Here is a 20,797-nt window from a genome sequence, read left to right on the forward strand (position 1 = left end):
AAAGAGCGATTAGCTCAATCAGTTACTGACGAGAATTTTAATTCTCATTTAATACTCACTCGTTGTTCAGTTTTCAAAGATCAACTTCGCTTTCGTTCATCGCCGTTGTTTCAGCGGCGACTTTTATAATATATCACAGTGCGTTGGGTTTTTGCAAGAGGTTTTGTAGTTTTTTTTGTTTCCACTTTAACCCAGTCATTCAAACCCGAGTCGCTGCAACACATCCCTTAATAACGGGACGAATGATAATTTAACATAATTCGCCCCCTATCGTCAACTCCAACTTTCTCTTATTGTTTCACTTGCGGAAAACGGGCCCGGCGGGCGTATTTGGACAGTTCCTTGGAAGGCGCAAAGCGGGCGTACATTCTAAATATCGTTTTATACCGATTGGCGATCGCGTGCCGGATATCCTGATCAAGCCGATGGTCACTCATATCCAGCAGCATTTCATCCAGCTCTTTTCGCAGTACATAATCAAGTTCCTTGCATTCTTTTTCACTGAATAACATTCCCAGCATGACAGAACAACTCCTCTTTCGTCATAGATATTCAAAGGCTGAATTAGGGGATGCACCGTTCACGTAAGCTCGCCAACGGCGCTTTAATGTTATGCACAATTTTTGGGAAAATTATGATCCAACCAAATAAAAAGTCAACGTGCTTTCGATAACGGCCGCAATGACCAAAAGCAGGACAACCCAGCACGCTCCACGGCATAAAGCCTTAAAAAATCCCCGCCAATCGACCGTTCTTTCCCCCGGATCCCTCGCGCCCAGCTCGCCCAGGCTTTTGATCACCAAATAGCCGAACTGCAGGCCAAATCCCGAGGCGATCAGAATCGCCGGGATTTCAATAATGCCGTGGGGAAGCAGCCCGCGAACGATCAAATCCAGCACATGTTCCCCCCGGCTGCCGGCCGCCGCCACCACATACCCTAGCGCGACTCCATTCATCAGCAGAAATATACCTGGCAGCAGCCCCAGCAGCCCGCCTAAAACCATGATCGCTACACTTTTTAAAGCATTATTCAAGAAAATAAATATGAAAAAATGCAGCTCCGGCGTCTCGGTTTGCGATAACTGCCGGCTGTATTCTCCCAATTTCTCAAGGTCCGACAGAATCAACCGCGTCAGCGCATCGGCGTTAGCGGCCCCAAGCGCAACTCCCGCAGCAAAAATCAAAAAGGAAATCAGCATCGCCTTGCGGTAATGCATCAAATCCATCACAAATCTTTTAAAGGAAAACATAGGTAACCTCCTTAAATTTCAGGGACAAGGGCGTCATAAAGCAGCGGGAAAAGCATACATTGGTACAAGCGGATCAGTTCTGATCATTTCATTCTGATGACGAGAGGGGCTAAATTGCTCATGAACAATTTCTTCTATGTCCTGAACGGGAAGAAAATCAAACGTTTTTTCTTTGTTTTCGCTGCGGCCCTGTTTGCCGCCGGCGTCATTTACGTGGAACGGGGCCAAGTTACCGTGTTTTCCGAAGAAAGCACGCCTTCGGCCATATATAGTGTCTCCACGAGCAAAAAAGTCATCGCCCTGACCTTCGATATCAGTTGGGGAGATAAACGCACCGAACCGATCCTCAAAGTGCTGAAGGATAAAAACGTGCAAAAAGCGACTTTTTTCCTTTCCGCCCCCTGGAGCAAAACCCATCCGGAGCTCGTAAAGGCGATTCAGCAGCAGGGCTACGAAATCGGCAGCCACGGGTATAAACATGTCAACTACAGCGGCCTTACCGATGAAGAGATATCACAGCAAATTACGACTGCCCATACCATTCTTACCGAGGTAACCGGACAACCGCCAAAACTGCTCAGACTGCCTAACGGCGATTTCGATAAAAGGGTGTTGAAAATCGCTGCCAGCCAAGGCTATCAAGTCATCCAATGGGATACGGACTCTCAGGATTGGATGAACAAGGGCGTACAGACGATCGTCGATCGCGTTGTCAACAAAGCCCACCCCGGAGATATCGTCCTTCTTCATGCCAGCGATTCGGTCAAGCAAACGCATGAAGCGCTGCCGGCCATCATCGATGAGCTGCGTAAAAAAGGCTACGAATTCGTTACGGTCACTGATCTGCTCCAGGAAGCAAATGTGAAGGGCAATGAGGTGCGTGATCAAGCCTGGTTGCAAGAGCAGTTGGACTTCGCTGCCGGCTTTTGAAGCCATATACGATATAAAAAAAAGCCCAGTGCATTGCTGGGCCTTTTTTTGTATATCCTCCCCTTAACGCTCCGACTTCAGAACTTTGTGCAAAATCAGGATCTGATATGCATTGCAGGCGATGAGCGGAGCAACGATCCAGGCCGTCGCCTCGGCCACTCCAATTTTCAGCACTCCTACGGTTTCCACGATCGTTACCGCCACCATAAAAAACAAGGTCGGAATCCAGGCCGTTCCATTCGTGAACTTGGCCTTAAAATAGGCGGTTACGATGGCCACTGCGAGTATAATGACGCCGAGAACGATGTCGGAAACCCCGCTTTTGTCCCCGCCCACGAATATCCGGAAGAACATCAGCTCCAGCAACGCCAATGCCGTAAGCACCAGCTGTACATACTGCCACGATCTTCTGGAAAATACGCCGGTCCCCATGTAATTGATCATCAGGTATGCAAAAAAACCCATTTGCGAGTAAACGCTAACCATAATGCCAACGCCGAGCAAAATGCCAATATTCACGAAAATATCGGCAATGCCGTTATATTTTACCGTATCGGTCCACTGCAGCAGCAAGCCGACGACCAGCGATACGGCCGCGCCTACGCCCAAAGAAGTCGAGAACAGATAAAGCCACTTTTTCAGGTTCAAGCCCCTACACCCCCACTATCGAAATATTTTACCAACGTTCCCGGCAAAAAACCATTCTTTTCAGCCTTTTCATTGGGATAATTCCGTTTTGAAGCTGCATACTAAAACCAGCAATAATGATGATAAGGAGGAAGGGAACCATGAAATTGCGGGGTACCCGTTGGTTTTTATGTTTATTATGCTCATTTGCTCTTCCGCTGGCGGCCTGCGGTTCTGAACAAAGCTCCTCCTCTTCCCAGGGTGGTGGAGGTTATAAAGAAACGAAATCGATGGTGATCGATATCCTGAAAACGGACGAAGGCAAAAAGGCAATATATGAAGCGCTGAGTTCCCCAAGCAGCGGCGCCGGAGGCGACGGATCGAGCTCCGATTCCGAATCGGGCTCCGGTTCAGGCGGAGGAAGCGGCGCCGGAGGCGGGAGCGGAACGTTTGGCGTCAAAATGATCCTCCCGTCACAAACCTCCAACGATGTGCGGATGGCTGTTAAAGAAACGATCACTTCTCCGGAATATAAAAAGGAAATCGAGAAGATCATGACCGATCCTCAATTTGCCGGGGATTTTGCCAAAGCCATCAGTTCGCAAAACAAAGAGCTCCATATGAAGTTAATCAAAGATCCGACGTATCAGAAATCGATGACCGACATGCTGAAATCGCCGGAAGTCACGAAGATGTTTTTCGATCTGACGAAAACTCCGGATTACCGCAAGCAAACGATGACCATTATGCAGGAATCGATGCAAAGTCCGCTGTTCCGCATGGAAGTCCGGGAACTGCTGAAAACGGTCGTTCAGGAAGAACTGCAGCCGAAGGTTGAAAAAGCGACGCAGAAGAAAGGTGAAGGCGGTCAAGATCAAGGGGGCGGCGAAGGCGGACAAAGCAACGAAGGCGGCGGCGGTGGCGGCGGTACGTCATAAACTCCGCGCATAATACGAAAAAAGACTGGCCAGAGGTCAGTCTTTTTCGCATTTATCGGCGATTCGGCCAGCCAGCTCATCATACAATTTGCCGACCGGAGTGTCCGTTTTATATACGGAAGGGGAGAAGTCAGGCTCGGACGGGTGATTGTCCGGCGCGCCCAGCGGAATTTGCGCCAAAAGCTCGGTATGAAGCGATTCGGCCAGCCGGGCGCCGCCGCCTTTGCCGAAGATGTATTCCTTTTCCCCGCATTTTGAGCATTCGTAATACGCCATGTTCTCGACGACACCCAGCACCTCGTGTTCGGTTCTTAACGCCATTGACCCCGCTCTGGCCGCGACGAAGGCCGCCGTGGCATGCGGTGTCGTTACGATGATCTCCCGGCTCTGCGGGATCATTTGGTGCACGTCGAGCGCAATATCGCCCGTCCCCGGCGGAAAATCAAGGAGCAGATAATCCAGTTCGCCCCAATGAACATCGTTAAAAAATTGGCGCAGCATCTTGCCGAGCATCGGCCCCCGCCAAATCACGGGATTGTTGTCTTGAATGAAAAAGCCCATCGACATGACTTTTACACCAAACCGTTCAACCGGGACGATCACCCCGTCTTCCACGCTAGGCGCCTCTTCAATACCCATCATATCGGGTACGCTGAACCCGTAAATGTCCGCGTCGATCAAGCCGACCCGTTTGCCTTGGCGCGCAAGCGCGACCGCCAGATTGACCGTGACGGTCGATTTGCCGACTCCGCCCTTCCCGCTGGCCACGGCAATAAAATGCACACCGGACGCGGGATCAAGAATCGGCAGGCGCTCCAATCCGGCGCCGTGGCCCTTCAGTTCCCTGCCGCCCTCCGCCGGCTCGGATGCACCGCCGCCGGAGCCGCCGCGGGCTTCTTCCCGCTCCCGCTCGGACGCTTCGCGGAAACGAATATGTACGTCGGGCACGCCCGCCTCGGCCAGACGGTAGCGGATTTCCCGCTCCACTTCCGCCTGCGCCTCGCTCTCCTTGTCCATGCATACTACGGTTAAAGCGACCCGATCCTCTTTAATCATCATATCGCGAATCCATTGCATCTCCACCAGACTTCGCTTTGTCGCCGGTTCGGCAACGGGACGCAATGCAGCCTGGAGTTCATCCTTCGTTAACAATGAAAGCACCTCGACTTCATCAGATAGTTGGCTGGTTCATTATGATGTTTATTATAGCATTACCTGACGCCGTCTGCCGGGCTTTTGAGTTTTTCGCCGGAATAATAGCGCAATATACCTTGATAAACCGACGCGGCCACTTTACGTTGATAAGCTTCACTGCCGAGCAGGGAGGCTTCCTCGGGATTGGACAAAAAACCAACCTCCACGAGCACCGAAGGAATCCGCACCGTCTCCAGCAAATAGACGGTTTTATCCGACGGCTTGGCGACCCGGTCCGTATTTTCCAGGTTGCGTTTCAGCTCTTCCTGAACAAGTGCCGCCAAATTAGCGCTGTCCGCATGATTGGGGTAGTAAAACGACTGCGCCCCGCGCCAGCGCGGCGACGGAATGCTGTTCATATGAATGCTCACCAGCAGATCTGCCTGATTTTCCTCGACAAATCGTACGCGGCGCTTCAAATCCTCCGTTTTGCGTTTACTGAACCCACGCGTCCCTTCATTCGCGAGATCCTTATCCTCTTCCCGCGTCATAACGACAACCGCCCCGGCCTGCTGCAAATAATCGCGCAAATACAGCGATACGGCCAGATTAATGTCCTTTTCGATCTGCCCTTGCCGGCTCACCGCCCCCCCATCCGGACCACCATGCCCCGCATCAAGCGCAATCACCCGTCCCGCAAGCGGAAGGCTCCAGTATTTCCACACCTTTTGCGCAGGGGCTTGATATAACGCTATGCCGATGAGCAGAGCAACAAGGCAGACGCCGATCAGCGCCTTTTTAATATGGTTCAAGGATATCCATAGCGTTACCTTATCTTTTTCGCCCATAAAAAAGCCACCTTTCTCCCCTTCATGACATTAACCATGATATGGGACAAGGTGGACAAATATGACTGGCTGTTAACTTGTCACTTGCGATTTCATCCCTTCGATCAGCACCTGGGCCACCTCGGGGCGGGTAAATTCCGGCGGCGGGCAGACGCCCTCGCGCAGCAGCCCCCTAACTTTAGTGCCGGACAAAGTTAAATGATCCTCCTTCGGATGCGGGCAGGTTTTGCTGGAAGCCATGTTGCCGCACTTCGTGCAAAAGAAGCTGTGCTCAAAAAACAGCGGCGATATGCCAAGCTCCTCGGCGGTAAAGTTCGCAAAAATCTCCTGCGCCTCGTACGTTCCGTAGTAATCGCCGACCCCGGCATGATCACGGCCGACGATGAAATGCGTACAGCCGTAGTTTTTCCGCACCATCGCATGGAAAATCGCTTCACGCGGCCCTGCATAGCGCATCGCCGCCGGGAATACGCCCAGGAATGTGCGGCTTTGGGGATAATAATTTTCGAGCAGCGTCAAATAGCTCTTCATCCGCACATCTGCCGGAACATCGTCGGACTTAGTCTCACCGACTAGCGGGTTCAGAAACAGGCCATCGACGATCTCCAGCGCGCTCTTTTGGATGTACTCATGCGCCCGGTGCACCGGGTTGCGGGTCTGAAAGCCAACGACCGTCCTCCAGCCTTTCTCGGCAAATATACGGCGCGTGTCCGCCGGATCGAAGTAAAACTCCGCGAAGCGGGCCGGCTGCGGCCGATTCAGCACCTGTACCGAACCGCCGACATAATACGGCGAACGCTCAAACAGTTTTCTTACGCCCGGATGCTCGATATCGTCGGTTTTGAAGACATTTGTGGCTTCGTTCGCATGGTCGACCTCGTAGATGCTGCCAATTTCGAGCAACCCGTAAATGACGCCGTCCTGTTCCCCGGTCAGTGCGACCTTTTCCCCGACAGCCAGTTGCTTCGCCTGTTCCTTGCTGACGGAAAGGGTAATCGGGATGCTCCATACAGTACCGTCAGCCAACCGCATTCGCTGCACCACGGAACGGTAATCCGCTTCATTCATAAAGCCGGTTAGCGGCGAAAAAGCGCCGACCCCAATCAGGTCCAAATCGGATATCGTCCAGGCATTGATGGAAATCGCCTGAAGTTCCCGCGCCAATCCCAACAATTCATTACGTTCCTCGCCAGTCACGAGCCTGTTTACCAGACTGCCTCCATGCGGTAAAATCGCCGTCATTTGATCTCCCCCAATTCCAATTCGGTTGTAGCTTTTGCCTTAGCGTTTTATTTGTGCAAACCGCATTCCGTCTTTTCCGTGCCGGCCCAACGTCCTGCCCGGGGATCTTCCCCAGGCATAACCTGCCGCGTGCAGTGCTCACAGCCGATGCTTGGGTAATTCCGATCATGCAGCGGGTTGTAAATGAGATGATTGTCCCGGATGTAATTCCATACGTCGTCCGACGTCCAATCTGCCAACGGATTGAATTTGACCAAGCCGAATTTAACGTCGTACTCGACCTTCTTGGCATTGGCCCGGGTTGGCGCCTGATCGCGGCGTATGCCCGTAATCCAAGCCTCGTAACCGCCAAGCACGCGGGTTAAGGGCTCCACTTTGCGAATATTGCAGCAGGCGTTCGGATCGGATTTCCACAATTCATCTCCGTGCTTCTCCGCTTGCTCCTCGGGGGCTAGCAGCGGAGAGACACGTACGAACTCCAAATTATATTGGGCCGCAATCGCATCGCGCGTCTCATACGTTTCTTTAAAGTGAAAATCAGTGTCTAAATAAAAAATGTCAGTGGATGGACTGATTTTCTGCAGCATGTCAACGATCACGACATCTTCCGCACCGAAGCTGCAGGCGAAAGTGATGTTCGGAAACGCCTCAACCGCCCAGGCAATGATCTCCTGCGGGGTGGAAGTTTCAAACTCCTCCGCCTTCGTGTGAATCAGCTGTTCTTTTTCCAATAAATTCAATGATTTCAACCTCCCAATTAGGAATGCCTATGGATGGAATAAAACCGACTAATCAGATTAGAATTATATTTTTAAGTATAAAACATAAATATGATAAGTCAACATAAAAAATCCATTTTGAAAAAAAGCTTTGGCCTTATAAGTTATGTACGAAAAAGCAAAAAGCCCTTCTCCGGAGGCCGGAAAAGGGCTTAGCTTGCAAATATTAACGTTTCGAGAACTGAGGCGCGCGACGAGCGGCTTTGAGACCGTATTTCTTACGTTCTTTCATCCGTGGGTCACGAGTCAGGAAGCCTGCTTTTTTCAGCGCAGGACGGAATTCCGGATCTGCTTTGAGCAGAGCGCGGGAGATCCCGTGGCGGATTGCGCCGGCCTGACCGGAAATACCGCCGCCATGAGCGATGACGATCACGTCGTAGTTACCGATCGTTTCCGTCAAAGCCAGAGGTTGTTTTACGATCAGTTTCAGCGTTTCCAGACCGAAATAATCGTTGATATCGCGTTTATTGATGACAATGCGTCCTTCACCCGGTACAAGGCGAACACGAGCTACCGAATGTTTACGACGACCTGTCCCATAGTATTGTACTTGTGCCATGAAACTGTCCTCCCTTTTAATTATCCGCGAAGTTCGTAAACTTCAGGTTTTTGTGCCGCATGTGGATGCTCAGTGCCAGCGTAAGCTTTCAATCTCAGCTTCATTTTCTCGCCTTGGCGAGTTTTTGGCAGCATGCCATGAACGGCGGACTCGATTACACGTTCAGGTTTCGTTCTCAGCAAATCCTTGGCTGTAGTCACTTTCAAACCGCCCGGATGCAGGGAATGACGATAGTACTTTTTGTTATCCATTTTTTTGCCGGTCAGGGCGATTTTCTCCGCATTGATGACGACAACAAAGTCACCGCAGTCAACGTGTGGAGTGAATTGTGGTTTATGTTTACCGCGGATGAGAGCGGCAGCTTCGCTTGCCAGACGGCCCAGCGTTTTGCCTTCGGCATCGATGATATGCCATTTGCGCTCAACTTCGCCCGGCTTCGCCATATAAGTGGTACGCATGTAATGATCCTCCTTCAAATTCGTCCGTTTCAATCCTGCTGAAAACGATCCTGCTCTTCAGGTCGCCTGACCTTTTCCAGCACATTTATCTTCGATCGTTTCATTCATAGTTAGTAAATCTCAAATGCTTGTTTGGTCGGCTTTCTTGACTGGGGGCTGTGGGAGAGCCATCAAGAAAACACAACTTTTATTTTACAGGAAGGGCAAATAATACGCAAGCTTTTTTTAAAGCTTTCTCGCTAAAATACCGCTTCCCGGTTAATCAAACAGATCGCCAAACACATCAAGCACTGATTTCTTCTTTTTATGCTTATAGTGTTTGTCATAACCATGCTGCGAGTAGCGCGGATCGTGATCGTACTCCTTCCGGGGATAGCTGTCATGCCCTTCGTTTTTGGACTTCGGCTTTGGCCGGTCATAATCCCGCTCGTACCACTCGTTAAAAGCAGGCCGGATTTCCCGCACTTCGCTCATCAGCTTCTCCAGCTCTCCGCGGTCCAGCCAAACCCCTTTGCAATCCGGACAAACATCGATCAAGACGCCATCCTTCTCCACTTCTCTCATACGCACATCATTGCATACCGGACATTTCATACGAAAAACCTCCTTGGGCTCATGTTATTAATCACATTTTTAAATATGTTACGTATGAGTCCAAACGGGGTTTCACAACAACAAATTATTTTCTTCGTATTCGACGCTCCACAGTATCAACCCTTTGCTTTCGGCCGTAGGGCCAGCCGCTGCGCGGTTACGTGCTTCGAGAATAAGCGGAATCTCCTCCGGCTTGCGTTTGCCCTCGCCGATCTCCAGGACCGTGCCCACAATGATGCGAACCATATGCTGCAAAAAGCCGTTGCCGGTAAAATAGAAGTGAATGATTCCCTGCCCTTCGCTGCCGGAAGCATCCGGCGATGTATCCACTTCCAAGCGGGCATCATAAATCGTGCGAACATGACTCGGTTTAGTGGAATAGCGCGAGGCAAAGGAAGTATAATCATGCGTACCGACCAAAAAGGCCAGCCCCAAACGCATCGCCTCAATATCGAGCCGGCCGTAATGGTGCAGCTGGTAGTTCCGCTGGAACACATCGGGAAAACGGTTCCCGTTGATCGTATAACGATATGTTTTGCGCTTGGCCGACCGTCTGGAATGGAAGGTTAGCGGAACCTCTCTGGCCGATGTCACCCGGATATCGGAAGGAAGACGGCTGTTCAGCGCCAGGCACCAGCGTTCCAGCGGTATTTTTGCCGCCGTCGGGAAATTAAACGGCTGCTGACGGGCATGTACGCCGGCGTCCGTACGCCCGGAACCGCAGATTTTCACTTGTTCTCCGGTAAGCCTGTAAATCGCCGTTTCCAGATGGTCCTGTACGGTGTTGCCGCCTGGCTGGGATTGAAAACCGTAATAGTTTGTGCCGTCGTAACTGACGGTCATCAACAAGTTGCGCATCGCCGCTTTCCCACCTTCCTCATTCTACACATAAAAAAACTCTCCGAAAGCTTAGCCATAAGGCGAGCCGACAGAGAGTTTTACACGCTTTGTTTGGGGAGATCCCCGTAAATTACGCCCGGTCTACCAGTTCCAGATAAACCATAGGAGCGGAGTCGCCGCGGCGAGGTCCCAATTTCAAGATACGGGTATATCCGCCTGGACGCGCGGAATAACGAGTTGCCAGTTCATTGAACAGCTTTTGGATTGCATCCTGCTCACCGTCGATCGATTCGCGGCGAACGTAAGCTGCCACTTGACGACGGGCGTGCAAATCTCCGCGTTTTGCCTTGGTGATCAGCTTTTCAGCGATCGAACGAACTTCTTTCGCTTTCGCCTCCGTCGTTTGGATGCGCTCGTATAAGAACAGGTCCGTTACCAGGTCACGGAACAAAGCTTTACGTGCGCTGGAATCGCGGCCCAACTTTTGGTATGCCATGAGTTTTCCCTCCTTCGCTAAAACGATTCAAGTGTTCTTTATTCTTCAGTGCGTAATCCCAAACCAAGCTCCTCGAGCTTCTCTTGAACTTCCTCCAAAGATTTGCGTCCAAGGTTGCGCACCTTCATCATATCTTCTTCGGTTTTCGTCGTCAGCTCTTGTACCGTGTTGATGCCGGCACGCTTGAGGCAGTTATAGGAACGAACGGAGAGATCAAGCTCTTCAATCGTCATTTCAAGCACTTTTTCCTTCTTGTCTTCTTCCTTCTCAACCATGATTTCAGCGTCCTTCGCTTCGTCCGTCAGCCCGACGAACAGAAAGAGATGCTCGGTCAAAATTTTTGCACCGAGGCTAACCGCTTCTTCAGGTTTGATGCTGCCATCGGTCCAAACTTCAAGCGTCAGCTTGTCATAGTTGGTCACTTGGCCAACACGGGTGTTCTCCACCACATAATTGACGCGAGTAATCGGGGTATAGATCGAATCGACGGGAATGACACCAATCGGCTGATCATCTCGTTTATTCCGATCTGCCTGAACATAACCACGACCACGGCCCGCATAAATGCGCATGTGGAGTCTCGAACCCGGTTCCATTGTTGCGATATGCAGATCCGGATTCAAAATTTCCACGTCGCTGTCCGCACGGATATCCCCTGCCGTAATCAAGCCTTCGCCTTCCGCATCGATTTCGAGAATTTTCTCTTCATCGGAGTGGATTTTCAGCGAGAGAGCTTTCAGGTTCAGGATGATTTCCGTAACGTCTTCCATGACGCCCGGAATGGTCGAGAATTCATGCAGAACTCCATCGATTTGGACCGAGGTTACCGCAGCACCCGGCAAAGAAGATAGCAAAATCCGGCGAAGCGAGTTGCCCAGTGTGGTGCCATATCCACGCTCAAGTGGTTCTACTACAAATTTCCCATAGGTGCCTTCTTCGTTAACTTCCACGGTCTCAATTTTTGGCTTTTCGATTTCTATCACGAAGTACCCCTCCTTCAAAACGTCATTCCTTTGAAACTGCCTTGTTTGCTGAAGTCGATCATGTAGTATGCCTAAACAACCATTGTTACCAAGTGGCGCTGTTGTTATACCACATTCAGTACGGCTTCATTAAACACGGCGGCGTTTTGGAGGACGGCAGCCGTTGTGAGGAATCGGAGTCACGTCTTTAATCATGTTAACTTCAAGACCTGCCGCTTGCAACGAGCGGATAGCGGCTTCACGGCCGGCGCCAGGACCTTTGACCATAACTTCAACAGTCTTCATGCCATGCTCCATAGCCGCTTTCGCAGCCGATTCCGCAGCCATTTGCGCGGCAAACGGCGTCGATTTACGGGAGCCTTTGAAGCCGAGATTACCGGAGCTTGCCCAAGAGATCGCGTTTCCGTGCGGATCCGTAATGGTAACGATCGTATTGTTGAAGGTGGAGCGGATATGTGCCACACCAGATTCAATATTTTTCCGGTCACGACGTTTCGTGCGTACGACTTTTTTTGGTTTAGCCATTGTCTGTTATCCCCCCTTCTTATTTCTTCTTGTTCGCTACCGTACGACGAGGACCCTTGCGAGTACGGGCATTCGTTTTCGTACGTTGTCCGCGAACCGGCAAGCCGCGACGGTGACGCACACCGCGGTAGCAGCCGATTTCGATCAAACGTTTAATATTTAAGGAAATTTCACGACGCAGGTCGCCTTCCACCTTGACCGTTTTGTCGATCGTTTCGCGTAGTTTGCTAACCTCATCTTCCGTCAAATCACGAACACGAGTGTCCGGATTGATGCCTGTTTCTTTCAGGATTTTCTGGGAAGTCGTTTTACCGATTCCGAAAATGTAAGTTAAGGCGATCTCAACGCGTTTATCACGTGGCAAATCCACACCAGCAATACGTGCCATTTTACGCTACACCCCCTTCTATTAACCTTGTTTTTGTTTGTGTTTCGGATTTTCGCAAATCACCATGACATTGCCTTTGCGACGAATGACTTTGCATTTTTCGCAAATCGGCTTTACAGAAGGTCTTACCTTCATGTTGATTACCTCCTAAAAGTTTTACTTTAAAGTAAAACTAACTTCGAAAGTACGAGCTTAGTTTTGCGAAGCAAAACTCTCTTCGTAAGGATAAACTAAGTTTTACGGATGTAAAACTTTCGCGTCAGCATTGGTTTGAAACAACTCAACCTGCATATTGTACCACAAAACAGCGGCACATGCCAGAGCTAACTATTTACGGTAAGTGATCCGGCCTTTTGTCAAATCATAAGGCGACAATTGGACAACCACTTTGTCCCCGGTCAAAATACGGATGAAGTGCATCCGCAGCTTTCCGGAAACATGAGCGAGAATTTGATGGCCATTTTCCAGCTCAACCTTGAATGTTGCATTCGGCAGCGGTTCAATAACCGTGCCTTCGACTTCAATGACATCTTCTTTAGCCACAGTCAGTCTCCTTTCTCTTCAGCCTCGGAACTTTCGGATTTCAAATAGACAAGCACGGCGTGACGCAGCTTCGCATTTGTAACCCGGCCGCTCTCCTGCAAACTATGAACAACCTCGCTGCTGACCATGGGCAGTAGCTCAAGATGCTGGACGTTTTTTCGCTTCGGCTGGTCAAACTTGCGTTTGTCCCCGTCGGCGATCAGAACGAACCTGTCGTCTACGATCTGAACGATCACGTTCACCGTTCCGGCATCCCGGCCTTTAAGAACTTTCACCAATTGACCCGGCTGGGCATCCGAACGTTGTTTCACATTCATCACCTACGCGTCCAGCTTCGTGAAAATTTCCATACCGTCAGGCGTTACGGCCACCGTATGCTCAAAATGAGCGCACAACGAGCCGTCCACCGTAACGACCGTCCAATTGTCGTCCAGCGTTTTGACATACCTTTTCCCCATGTTAACCATCGGTTCGATCGCCAGGACCATCCCGGGTTTGAGCCGCGGCCCCCGGTCAGGCATGCCGTAGTTCGGAATTTGCGGTTCTTCATGCAGCTTGGATCCAATGCCGTGTCCGACATATTCCCGAACGACGGAAAAACCCGCAGCTTCAATATGCTGCTGAATCGCATGCGAAATTGTGAACAAGCGAACATCCGGCTTCACGAGCGCAAGGCCCGCATACAGCGATCCTTCGGTGACTTCAAGCAATCGCTTGGCTTCCGCCGAAATTTCGCCCACCGGATAGGTCCACGCCGAGTCGCCGTGGTAACCGCGATACTCCGCGCCGATATCCAGACTGATGATATCGCCTTCGTTCAATTTGCGTTTGCCGGGAAATCCGTGTACCAATTCTTCGTTGACCGAAGCGCAAATGCTGTAAGGAAAACCGTTGTAGTCCTTAAAGGACGGCACGGCGCCCTGACTGCGAATAAATTTGTCGGCGATCTGATCGAGTTCCCCCGTCGTAATTCCAGGCTCAATCGATTGTGCCATGAGCCTGTGCGTTTCCGCTACGATTCGCCCAGCTTCTCGCATAAAGCCCAGTTCCGTTTCGGATTTACAGATGATCATTACACCTAACCTCGCAGTAAAGACACGATTTCTTTCGAGACCGCATCGATTTCCTGTTCGCCATCTACTTGGCGCAACAGGCCTTTTTCTTCGTAAAACTTCAGAAGCGGCGCCGTTTTGTTGATATATTCGTCCAGCCGTGTACCTACGTGCTCTTCCGTATCGTCGGAGCGCTGGTACAACTCGCCGCCGCATTTATCGCAGACACCTTCCTGCTTAGGAGGATTAAAGATCACATGATAAGTGGCGCCGCAAGATTTGCAAATCCGGCGTCCGGTCAGCCGCGCCAGCAGCTTGTTCCGGTCCACTTTCAAGTTGATGACGTGGTCCAGTTTGCGCCCCATTTCCTGAAGCAGCTCCTCCAGCGATTCCGCTTGCGAAAGGGTTCTTGGAAAACCGTCCAATAAAAAACCTTTTTCGCAATCGGACTGCTGCAGGCGTTCGCGGACAATGCCCACCGTAACGTCATCAGGCACCAGAAGGCCCTTATCGATATACTCCTTCGCTTTCACCCCTACGGGCGTTCCCTGTTTAATAGCCAGGCGGAACGCATCGCCGGTGGAGATGTGAGGAATACCGAATTCATTGACGATGGCCTCGGCTTGTGTTCCTTTTCCCGCTCCGGGAGGACCCATGAAAAGCAGGTTCATGTCTCTCACTCCCTCCAAAAAATCACACCATGACAATAAACAGCACAATAGGTGCCAGGCGAGCCCAGCAGCAGCCCGATCCTGGTACCTATCGCCTATTTATTGATAAAGCCTTTATAGTGACGTTTGATCAGTTGACCTTCGATCGTCTTCATCGTATCCAGCGCAACGCCGATAACGATCAGGACCGAAGTGCCGCCAATAAGAACCGTACGCGGCAGATTTGCCAATGCGCCAAGGCCCATAGGCAGGATGGAGATGGCCGCGAGGAATATGGAGCCGGTCATCGTCAAGCGGGTCAGAACCCGTGTGAGATAAGTTTCGGTTGCCTTCCCCGGGCGAATTCCCGGAATATATCCGCCGTTTTTCTTCATATTTTCGGCCATTTGCTGCGGGTTCATCTGAACGAACGTATAGAAGAACGTAAAGCCGATGATCATGACCACATAAAGCACGATCCCGAGCGGCGCGTTCGTGGACAGATTATGGGTAACCCATTGGGCCCAGGTGTGTGTCGACCAGAAGCTGGCGAGCACAACCGGGAACTGCAGCAAAGAAATCGCGAAAATGACCGGAATAACGCCCGCGGCGTTGATTTTCAGCGGAATATGCGTATTCTGTCCGCCGTACATCTTGTTGCCGACGACGCGTTTAGCGTACTGCACCGGAATCTTCCGTACAGCCTGCTGGATGTAAATGACACCGATGACGATCAGCACGCACACGAGGAGAATCGCGATGGATTTCACCACGTTCATGAAAGCTTGCCCTTCAACGATAAATTCCGATTGGGCGATCGTTGTGATATGCGAAGGAAACGACGCAACGATCCCGGCAAAGATGATCAGCGAGATCCCGTTGCCGATGCCTTTATCGGTAATTTGTTCGCCGAGCCACATCAGGAACGAAGTACCTGCGGTCAACACGATCGCAATAACCAAATAATCCGCAAAGGTCGCATTCGGCACCATCTGCGTGCCATACAACCGATTGAATCCAATCGATGTGGCAAACGCCTGGATGATTGCCAGAATAACCGTACCGTAACGGGTTACCTGGGCCATCTTCTTTTTCCCGTGCTCCCCTTGTTTAGCCCATTCCGCAAACTTCGGAACAACGTCCATGGACAAGAGCTGCACAATGATGGAAGCCGTGATATAAGGCATAATCCCGAGGGCAAAAATCGAGAAGTTCTTAAGTGCGCCTCCCGAGAAGGTGTTCAAGAGCCCGAGCAGATTATTTCCCGATTCGTTTACCGACTGAAATACCGACGCATTAACGCCCGGAACCGGAACGAAAGATCCGATCCGGTAAATGAGAAAGATAAACAGCGTAAAAAGAATACGGCTGCGCAGGTCCTGAACATGCCATATGTTCTTAATGGTCTTAAACATTAGATCACCTCGGTTTTACCGCCGGCAGCCTCGATTTTCTCTACCGCAGATTGGGAGAACTTGTTCGCTTTCACTGTCAATTTGACAGTAACTTCGCCGTTGCCGAGAATCTTGATGCCGCTCTTCGCGTCTTTCACGATCCCTTGTTCAAACAACAGTTCAGGAGTTACTTCCGTATCCGCCGCAAATTTGTTCAAATCTTGGATGTTGACAATCGCATACTCTTTCCGCGTCGGATTAATAAATCCGCGTTTCGGCAAGCGACGATACAACGGGTTTTGACCGCCTTCAAATCCCGGACGGACACCACCGCCGGAACGAGCGTTTTGACCTTTGTGACCACGGGTAGACGTTTTACCCATACCGCTACCTGTACCACGGCCGACGCGTTTGCGCTCGTGCCGGGATCCAGGAGCTGGAGAAAGCTCATGTAACTTCATCTTCGTTGCACCTCCTTATTTATTGTTGGCACATATAAAATACTCAAAACCTGTTAGGCTTCGATTTCTTTAACCGAAACCAGGTGGCTTACTTGATTCACCATGCCGCGGATGGCCGGATTATCGTTGTGAACCACGGTTTGATTGATTTTGCGAAGACCCAAGGTTTTCACGGTAGTACGTTGGTTCTCCGGACGACCGATCAAACTACGCACGAGGGTAATTTGCAGTTTAGCCATGAGATTCCCTCCTTAACCGAGAAGTTCTTCGACGGTTTTACCGCGTAATTTCGCAACATCCTCAGCGCGTTTCAGACGGGACAAGCCCTCCAAAGTCGCATTGACCATGTTGATGGAATTCGAAGAACCTAAAGATTTTGTCAAAATGTCGCCCACGCCAGCCAGCTCAAGCACGGCGCGAACCGGACCGCCGGCGATAACCCCGGTACCTTCGGACGCCGGTTTCAGGAGCACACGGCCAGCACCGAAATGTCCGGTAACCAGGTGAGGAATCGTCGTGCCTACGAGCGGAACGTGAATCAGGTTTTTCTTCGCATCGTCAATCCCTTTGCGAATGGCATCAGGGACTTCGCCCGCTTTACCGATGCCGGCACCAACCCAACCTTTGCCGTCGCCGACAACCACAAGCGCACTGAAGCTAAAACGACGTCCGCCTTTAACTACTTTAGCTACGCGGTTAATATTTACAACTCTTTCAGTCAGTTCTAAAGTGTTCGGATCTACACGCAAGTCGTTAACCTCCTTTTAGTGAATATTTTAGAATTCCAGGCCTACTTCGCGGGCTGCGTCAGCCAGCGCCTGAATCCGTCCATGGTACAGGTATCCCCCACGGTCAAACACAATGCTCTTGTAGCCTTTATCTACAGCGCGTTTCGCGATCAGTTCGCCAACTTTACGGGCGGATTCCACGTTGCCGCCGTTGCCGATCGATCCGCTCAGCTCTTTGTCCACAGTCGAAGCGCTGGCCAGCGTTACGCCTGCCACATCGTCGATCAGTTGGGCATAGATATGTTTGGAAGAACGGTATACGTTCAGTCTTGGACGTTCAGCCGTACCTTGCACTTTCGTCCGCACGCGCAGATGTCTTTTCAGACGAGCTTTGTTCTTATCGCCTTTTGTAATCATGACTTTCCTTTCACTCCCTTCGCTTTACCTTCAAGACGCCAGAAGGACAGGGCCGCTAAGCAGAAACTTATTTCTTCTTACCGGCTTTACCTTCCTTACGAATGATGCGTTCACCTTCATACTTGATCCCTTTGCCTTTGTAAGGCTCAGGCTCGCGGACGGAGCGGATTTTAGCGGCGTATTCGCCTACGCGCTCCTTATTGATCCCTTTAACGATGATCTTCGTATTCGAAGGTACTTCAAATTCGATGCCCTCTTCCGGAGTGATTTCAACCGGGTGGGAGTAACCAACGTTCAGAACGAGTTTTTTGCCGGACAAGCTTGCGCGGTATCCGACGCCGACCAGTTCAAGCGACTTCGAGAAGCCTTCCGTTACCCCGCTGACCATGTTGTTCACTACCGAACGGGTCGTGCCGTGCAGAGAACGATGTAATTTATTATCAGAAGGACGTTCAATGGTAATCACGTTGTCTTGAACCGTTACCTTGATGTCCTTATGCAGCTCACGAGATAAAGAACCTTTTGGTCCTTTTACCGTAATCACGGTGTTGTCGAGTGTGACGTTCACACCACTTGGTACTGTAATTGGTTTGCGACCAATACGAGACATGTATTTGCACCTCCTTGTGATAAGACGTTAATTACCAAACGTAGCAAACAACTTCGCCGCCGGCTTTGGACTGACGAGCTTCCTTGTCGGTCATGACTCCTTTGGATGTGGAGATGATCGCGATACCCAAACCGCCGAGGACACGAGGAACTTCATTGCTTTTCGTGTACACGCGAAGGCCTGGCTTACTGATTCTCTTCAAACCGGAGATAACGCGTTCGTTGTTAGGGCCGTATTTCAGGAAAATACGGATGATCCCTTGCTTGTTATCATCGATATATTCTGCATCGCGGATGAAACCTTCACGCTTCAGGATTTCAGCGATTTGTTTCTTGATCGTCGAAGCAGGCAGTTCTACCGTTTCGTGACGCACTGTGTTCGCGTTGCGAATACGTGTAAGCATATCTGCAATTGGATCTGACATAGTCATACGTGTAAACCTCCTTCCCGTTGTTGATAAATTACCAGCTTGCTTTTTTCACGCCAGGAATCTGGCCTTTATAAGCTAATTCACGGAAACAAATTCTGCAAATTTTGAATTTTTGCAATACCGAGTGTGGACGACCACAACGTTCACAGCGGGTGTACGCCCGCACTTTGAATTTCGGTGCACGTTGTTGTTTAACTTTCATCGAAGTTTTTGCCACTTTAGCCTGACACCTCCCAGATAGTTTCGGAGAATAACGACTTGGTTACTTTGCAAAAGGCATGCCCATTTGCGTCAACAGCTCACGGGCCTCTTCGTCGGTTTTTGCCGTCGTCACGATAACGATATCCATACCGCGCACTTTGTCGACTTGGTCGTATACGATCTCAGGGAAGATCAATTGTTCCTTGAGGCCAAGCGTATAGTTGCCGCGTCCGTCGAAAGCTTTCGTCGATACGCCGTGGAAGTCGCGCACGCGAGGAAGCGCAATGTTAAACAGTTTGTCGAGGAAGTAGTACATGCGGTCGCCGCGAAGCGTTACTTTCACACCGATCGGCATGTTCTCACGAAGTTTGAAACCGGCGATTGATTTCTTCGCACGCGTGATAACCGGCTTTTGACCAGCGATCAGCTGCATGTCGTTCACTGCGGAATCGAGCACCTTCGAGTTGGCCACGGCTTCGCCGACACCCATATTGATAACGACTTTCTCGATTTTAGGCACTTGCATTACGGTTGTATAGTTGAATTTTTGAACCAAAGCAGGCGTCACTTCGCTCAAAAAACGTTCTTTTAATCTTGCTGCCATGAATCATGGACCTCCTTTCTTACATTCCTGGATTAGTCGATTACTTCTCCGGATCTCTTAGCTACGCGAACTTTTTTGCCGTTGTCCAATACTTTGTAACCGATACGGGTTACTTTTCCGCTCTTCGGATCAACATGCATAACGTTCGAAACGTGAATCGGAGCTTCTTTCTCGATGATGCCGCCTTGCGGATTCAGCTGGTTAGGCTTTTGGTGTTTTTTGATCATGTTCACACCTTCCACAAGCACGCGGTTCTCACGAGGATAAGCGGCGATGACGCGGCCTTTCTTCCCTTTGTCTTTACCGGAGATGACGATGACCGTGTCGTCTTTCTTAACGTGAAGCTTATTGTTATGAGATTCAAGGATCTTTTTCAGTTTAGGCACTTGGTTTACACCTCCTGTTAAATCGGGTAGGGGTTTATTTAGATAACTTCCGGAGCCAAGGAAACGATCTTCATGAAGTCCTTGTCGCGAAGTTCACGAGCAACCGGTCCGAAGATACGCGTTCCGCGCGGGCTCTTGTCTTCTTTGACAACAACCGCCGCGTTTTCGTCGAATGCGATGTAGGAACCGTCTTTACGGCGAACCGCACGTTTCGTACGAACGACAACCGCTCTGACTACGTCCCCTTTTTTGACAACGCCGCCTGGTGTTGCTTGTTTGACGGAACAAACGATCAAATCTCCGATTTGTGCCGTACGACGACCGGTACCGCCCAGAACGCGAATGCACATCAATTCCTTCGCGCCGGAGTTGTCGGCAACCTGCAAACGTGTAAATGGTTGAATCATCGATATTTCCTCCTTTCAGCCTGTAGCCTTTCGCTATCAGATAATAACCGCTTCTTCTACGACTTCAACGAGTCTCCAGCGTTTGTCTTTGGACAGCGGGCGAGTTTCGGCGATTTTTACGGTATCTCCGATTTTCGCGGTATTGTTCTCATCATGCGCTTTAAATTTTTTCGTGTATTTAATGCGCTTGTGGTACAGATCATGCTTTTTGTAGGTTTCTACAGCAACAACGATCGTTTTGTCCATCTTGTCGCTGACGACTTTACCAATTTGCACTTTACGGCTATTACGTTCGCTCATGGTTAGCCTCCTTCCTGGACTTG

The 20,797-nt window shown here is 50.5% G+C and carries 34 protein-coding genes; 2 read left to right on the forward strand and 32 right to left on the reverse strand.

Features of this window, described 5'->3' with window-relative positions:
- Window positions 1-290 precede the first annotated feature (290 nt).
- Window positions 291-521 carry a hypothetical protein gene (locus tag ACLD72_RS30255; RefSeq protein WP_128630016.1) on the reverse strand — a complete coding sequence of 77 codons (231 nt, stop codon included), beginning with the start codon at window positions 519-521 and terminating at the stop codon, window positions 291-293.
- Window positions 522-632: 111 nt separating this feature from the next.
- Window positions 633-1,250: a stage II sporulation protein M gene (locus ACLD72_RS30260; RefSeq protein ID WP_411002991.1), complete on the reverse strand. Its 618-nt coding sequence runs from the start codon at window positions 1,248-1,250 to the stop codon at window positions 633-635.
- 120 nt (window positions 1,251-1,370) lie between these two features.
- Here ACLD72_RS30260 and pdaB point away from each other — a divergent pair, with 120 nt between their 5' ends.
- A complete protein-coding gene (gene pdaB / locus ACLD72_RS30265; RefSeq protein ID WP_411003030.1) occupies window positions 1,371-2,180 on the forward strand; it encodes a polysaccharide deacetylase family sporulation protein PdaB in 810 nt (269 codons plus the stop codon).
- Window positions 2,181-2,243: 63 nt separating this feature from the next.
- Here the strand turns inward: pdaB and ACLD72_RS30270 are convergent, their stop codons facing one another.
- Entirely contained in the window at window positions 2,244-2,828 is a 585-nt protein-coding gene (locus ACLD72_RS30270; RefSeq protein ID WP_411002992.1) for a KinB-signaling pathway activation protein, read from the reverse strand.
- Window positions 2,829-2,968: 140 nt separating this feature from the next.
- Between ACLD72_RS30270 and gerD the strand changes: the two genes are divergently transcribed.
- The gene (gerD, locus tag ACLD72_RS30275) at window positions 2,969-3,745 is read left to right on the forward strand and encodes a spore germination lipoprotein GerD (protein ID WP_411002993.1); all 777 of its coding nucleotides are present in this window, start codon (window positions 2,969-2,971) and stop codon (window positions 3,743-3,745) included.
- A 36-nt stretch (window positions 3,746-3,781) separates the two neighbouring features.
- On the opposite strand, the gene ACLD72_RS30280 is transcribed toward gerD, so the two are convergent.
- The 29 genes from ACLD72_RS30280 to rpsQ all read right to left on the reverse strand — a co-directional run bounded on the left by ACLD72_RS30280 (window position 3,782) and on the right by rpsQ (window position 20,774).
- A complete protein-coding gene (locus tag ACLD72_RS30280) occupies window positions 3,782-4,897 on the reverse strand; it encodes a P-loop NTPase (protein ID WP_411002994.1) in 1,116 nt (371 codons plus the stop codon).
- 59 nt (window positions 4,898-4,956) lie between these two features.
- Window positions 4,957-5,727: an N-acetylmuramoyl-L-alanine amidase CwlD gene (cwlD, locus tag ACLD72_RS30285; RefSeq protein WP_411002996.1), complete on the reverse strand. Its 771-nt coding sequence runs from the start codon at window positions 5,725-5,727 to the stop codon at window positions 4,957-4,959.
- Window positions 5,728-5,799: 72 nt separating this feature from the next.
- A complete protein-coding gene (gene sat, locus ACLD72_RS30290; RefSeq protein WP_411002997.1) occupies window positions 5,800-6,969 on the reverse strand; it encodes a sulfate adenylyltransferase in 1,170 nt (389 codons plus the stop codon).
- 47 nt (window positions 6,970-7,016) lie between these two features.
- On the reverse strand, window positions 7,017-7,709 hold the full coding sequence (locus tag ACLD72_RS30295; RefSeq protein ID WP_411002998.1) for a phosphoadenylyl-sulfate reductase: 693 nt from the start codon (window positions 7,707-7,709) through the stop codon (window positions 7,017-7,019).
- Between the two features lie 205 nt (window positions 7,710-7,914).
- A complete protein-coding gene (gene rpsI / locus ACLD72_RS30300) occupies window positions 7,915-8,307 on the reverse strand; it encodes a 30S ribosomal protein S9 (protein WP_128630025.1) in 393 nt (130 codons plus the stop codon).
- 20 nt (window positions 8,308-8,327) lie between these two features.
- Complete coding sequence (rplM, locus tag ACLD72_RS30305) at window positions 8,328-8,765, reverse strand: 50S ribosomal protein L13 (protein ID WP_128630026.1); 438 nt, start codon at window positions 8,763-8,765, stop codon at window positions 8,328-8,330.
- 258 nt (window positions 8,766-9,023) lie between these two features.
- Window positions 9,024-9,359 (reverse strand): zf-TFIIB domain-containing protein, encoded by a 336-nt coding sequence (locus tag ACLD72_RS30310; RefSeq protein WP_411002999.1) that lies wholly within the window; start codon window positions 9,357-9,359, stop codon window positions 9,024-9,026.
- Window positions 9,360-9,431: 72 nt separating this feature from the next.
- Window positions 9,432-10,217, reverse strand: a complete 786-nt coding sequence (gene truA / locus ACLD72_RS30315; RefSeq protein ID WP_411003001.1) for a tRNA pseudouridine(38-40) synthase TruA — start codon at window positions 10,215-10,217, stop codon at window positions 9,432-9,434.
- A 112-nt stretch (window positions 10,218-10,329) separates the two neighbouring features.
- The gene (rplQ, locus tag ACLD72_RS30320; RefSeq protein ID WP_128630029.1) at window positions 10,330-10,695 is read right to left on the reverse strand and encodes a 50S ribosomal protein L17; all 366 of its coding nucleotides are present in this window, start codon (window positions 10,693-10,695) and stop codon (window positions 10,330-10,332) included.
- A gap of 38 nt (window positions 10,696-10,733) precedes the next feature.
- Window positions 10,734-11,678 (reverse strand): DNA-directed RNA polymerase subunit alpha, encoded by a 945-nt coding sequence (locus ACLD72_RS30325; protein WP_128630030.1) that lies wholly within the window; start codon window positions 11,676-11,678, stop codon window positions 10,734-10,736.
- 129 nt (window positions 11,679-11,807) lie between these two features.
- Entirely contained in the window at window positions 11,808-12,203 is a 396-nt protein-coding gene (rpsK, locus tag ACLD72_RS30330) for a 30S ribosomal protein S11 (RefSeq protein ID WP_036619547.1), read from the reverse strand.
- Between the two features lie 19 nt (window positions 12,204-12,222).
- Window positions 12,223-12,591, reverse strand: coding sequence for a 30S ribosomal protein S13 (gene rpsM / locus ACLD72_RS30335; RefSeq protein ID WP_016310723.1), 369 nt, complete (start codon window positions 12,589-12,591; stop codon window positions 12,223-12,225).
- 21 nt (window positions 12,592-12,612) lie between these two features.
- Window positions 12,613-12,726, reverse strand: a complete 114-nt coding sequence (gene rpmJ / locus ACLD72_RS30340; protein WP_003333770.1) for a 50S ribosomal protein L36 — start codon at window positions 12,724-12,726, stop codon at window positions 12,613-12,615.
- Window positions 12,727-12,918: 192 nt separating this feature from the next.
- Window positions 12,919-13,134 carry a translation initiation factor IF-1 gene (infA, locus tag ACLD72_RS30345; RefSeq protein WP_006212898.1) on the reverse strand — a complete coding sequence of 72 codons (216 nt, stop codon included), beginning with the start codon at window positions 13,132-13,134 and terminating at the stop codon, window positions 12,919-12,921.
- Window positions 13,135-13,136: 2 nt separating this feature from the next.
- Complete coding sequence (locus ACLD72_RS30350) at window positions 13,137-13,451, reverse strand: hypothetical protein (RefSeq protein ID WP_411003004.1); 315 nt, start codon at window positions 13,449-13,451, stop codon at window positions 13,137-13,139.
- 3 nt (window positions 13,452-13,454) lie between these two features.
- Entirely contained in the window at window positions 13,455-14,207 is a 753-nt protein-coding gene (map, locus tag ACLD72_RS30355; protein ID WP_251596193.1) for a type I methionyl aminopeptidase, read from the reverse strand.
- 5 nt (window positions 14,208-14,212) lie between these two features.
- Entirely contained in the window at window positions 14,213-14,857 is a 645-nt protein-coding gene (locus ACLD72_RS30360; RefSeq protein ID WP_411003031.1) for an adenylate kinase, read from the reverse strand.
- A gap of 95 nt (window positions 14,858-14,952) precedes the next feature.
- Window positions 14,953-16,251 carry a preprotein translocase subunit SecY gene (gene secY, locus ACLD72_RS30365; protein WP_411003005.1) on the reverse strand — a complete coding sequence of 433 codons (1,299 nt, stop codon included), beginning with the start codon at window positions 16,249-16,251 and terminating at the stop codon, window positions 14,953-14,955.
- On the reverse strand, window positions 16,251-16,691 hold the full coding sequence (rplO, locus tag ACLD72_RS30370) for a 50S ribosomal protein L15 (RefSeq protein WP_036619537.1): 441 nt from the start codon (window positions 16,689-16,691) through the stop codon (window positions 16,251-16,253). Before rplO ends, secY begins: the two co-directional genes overlap by 1 nt.
- A 53-nt stretch (window positions 16,692-16,744) precedes the next feature.
- Entirely contained in the window at window positions 16,745-16,930 is a 186-nt protein-coding gene (gene rpmD, locus ACLD72_RS30375; RefSeq protein WP_036619536.1) for a 50S ribosomal protein L30, read from the reverse strand.
- 12 nt (window positions 16,931-16,942) lie between these two features.
- Window positions 16,943-17,440: a 30S ribosomal protein S5 gene (gene rpsE / locus ACLD72_RS30380; RefSeq protein ID WP_128630035.1), complete on the reverse strand. Its 498-nt coding sequence runs from the start codon at window positions 17,438-17,440 to the stop codon at window positions 16,943-16,945.
- Between the two features lie 27 nt (window positions 17,441-17,467).
- Complete coding sequence (gene rplR / locus ACLD72_RS30385) at window positions 17,468-17,836, reverse strand: 50S ribosomal protein L18 (protein ID WP_251596187.1); 369 nt, start codon at window positions 17,834-17,836, stop codon at window positions 17,468-17,470.
- 67 nt (window positions 17,837-17,903) lie between these two features.
- Entirely contained in the window at window positions 17,904-18,446 is a 543-nt protein-coding gene (gene rplF / locus ACLD72_RS30390) for a 50S ribosomal protein L6 (RefSeq protein ID WP_128630037.1), read from the reverse strand.
- A gap of 31 nt (window positions 18,447-18,477) precedes the next feature.
- Window positions 18,478-18,876: a 30S ribosomal protein S8 gene (gene rpsH, locus ACLD72_RS30395; RefSeq protein WP_128630038.1), complete on the reverse strand. Its 399-nt coding sequence runs from the start codon at window positions 18,874-18,876 to the stop codon at window positions 18,478-18,480.
- Window positions 18,877-18,907: 31 nt separating this feature from the next.
- Window positions 18,908-19,093: a type Z 30S ribosomal protein S14 gene (locus ACLD72_RS30400; RefSeq protein WP_010348808.1), complete on the reverse strand. Its 186-nt coding sequence runs from the start codon at window positions 19,091-19,093 to the stop codon at window positions 18,908-18,910.
- A gap of 45 nt (window positions 19,094-19,138) precedes the next feature.
- A complete protein-coding gene (rplE, locus tag ACLD72_RS30405; RefSeq protein WP_251596184.1) occupies window positions 19,139-19,681 on the reverse strand; it encodes a 50S ribosomal protein L5 in 543 nt (180 codons plus the stop codon).
- A gap of 32 nt (window positions 19,682-19,713) precedes the next feature.
- On the reverse strand, window positions 19,714-20,067 hold the full coding sequence (gene rplX / locus ACLD72_RS30410) for a 50S ribosomal protein L24 (protein WP_251596182.1): 354 nt from the start codon (window positions 20,065-20,067) through the stop codon (window positions 19,714-19,716).
- A 38-nt stretch (window positions 20,068-20,105) separates the two neighbouring features.
- Window positions 20,106-20,474, reverse strand: a complete 369-nt coding sequence (rplN, locus tag ACLD72_RS30415) for a 50S ribosomal protein L14 (RefSeq protein ID WP_036619525.1) — start codon at window positions 20,472-20,474, stop codon at window positions 20,106-20,108.
- Between the two features lie 36 nt (window positions 20,475-20,510).
- A complete protein-coding gene (gene rpsQ, locus ACLD72_RS30420) occupies window positions 20,511-20,774 on the reverse strand; it encodes a 30S ribosomal protein S17 (protein WP_036619522.1) in 264 nt (87 codons plus the stop codon).
- Window positions 20,775-20,797: the final 23 nt, after the last annotated feature.

It is taken from the genome of Paenibacillus lacisediminis (genome assembly GCF_046567315.2).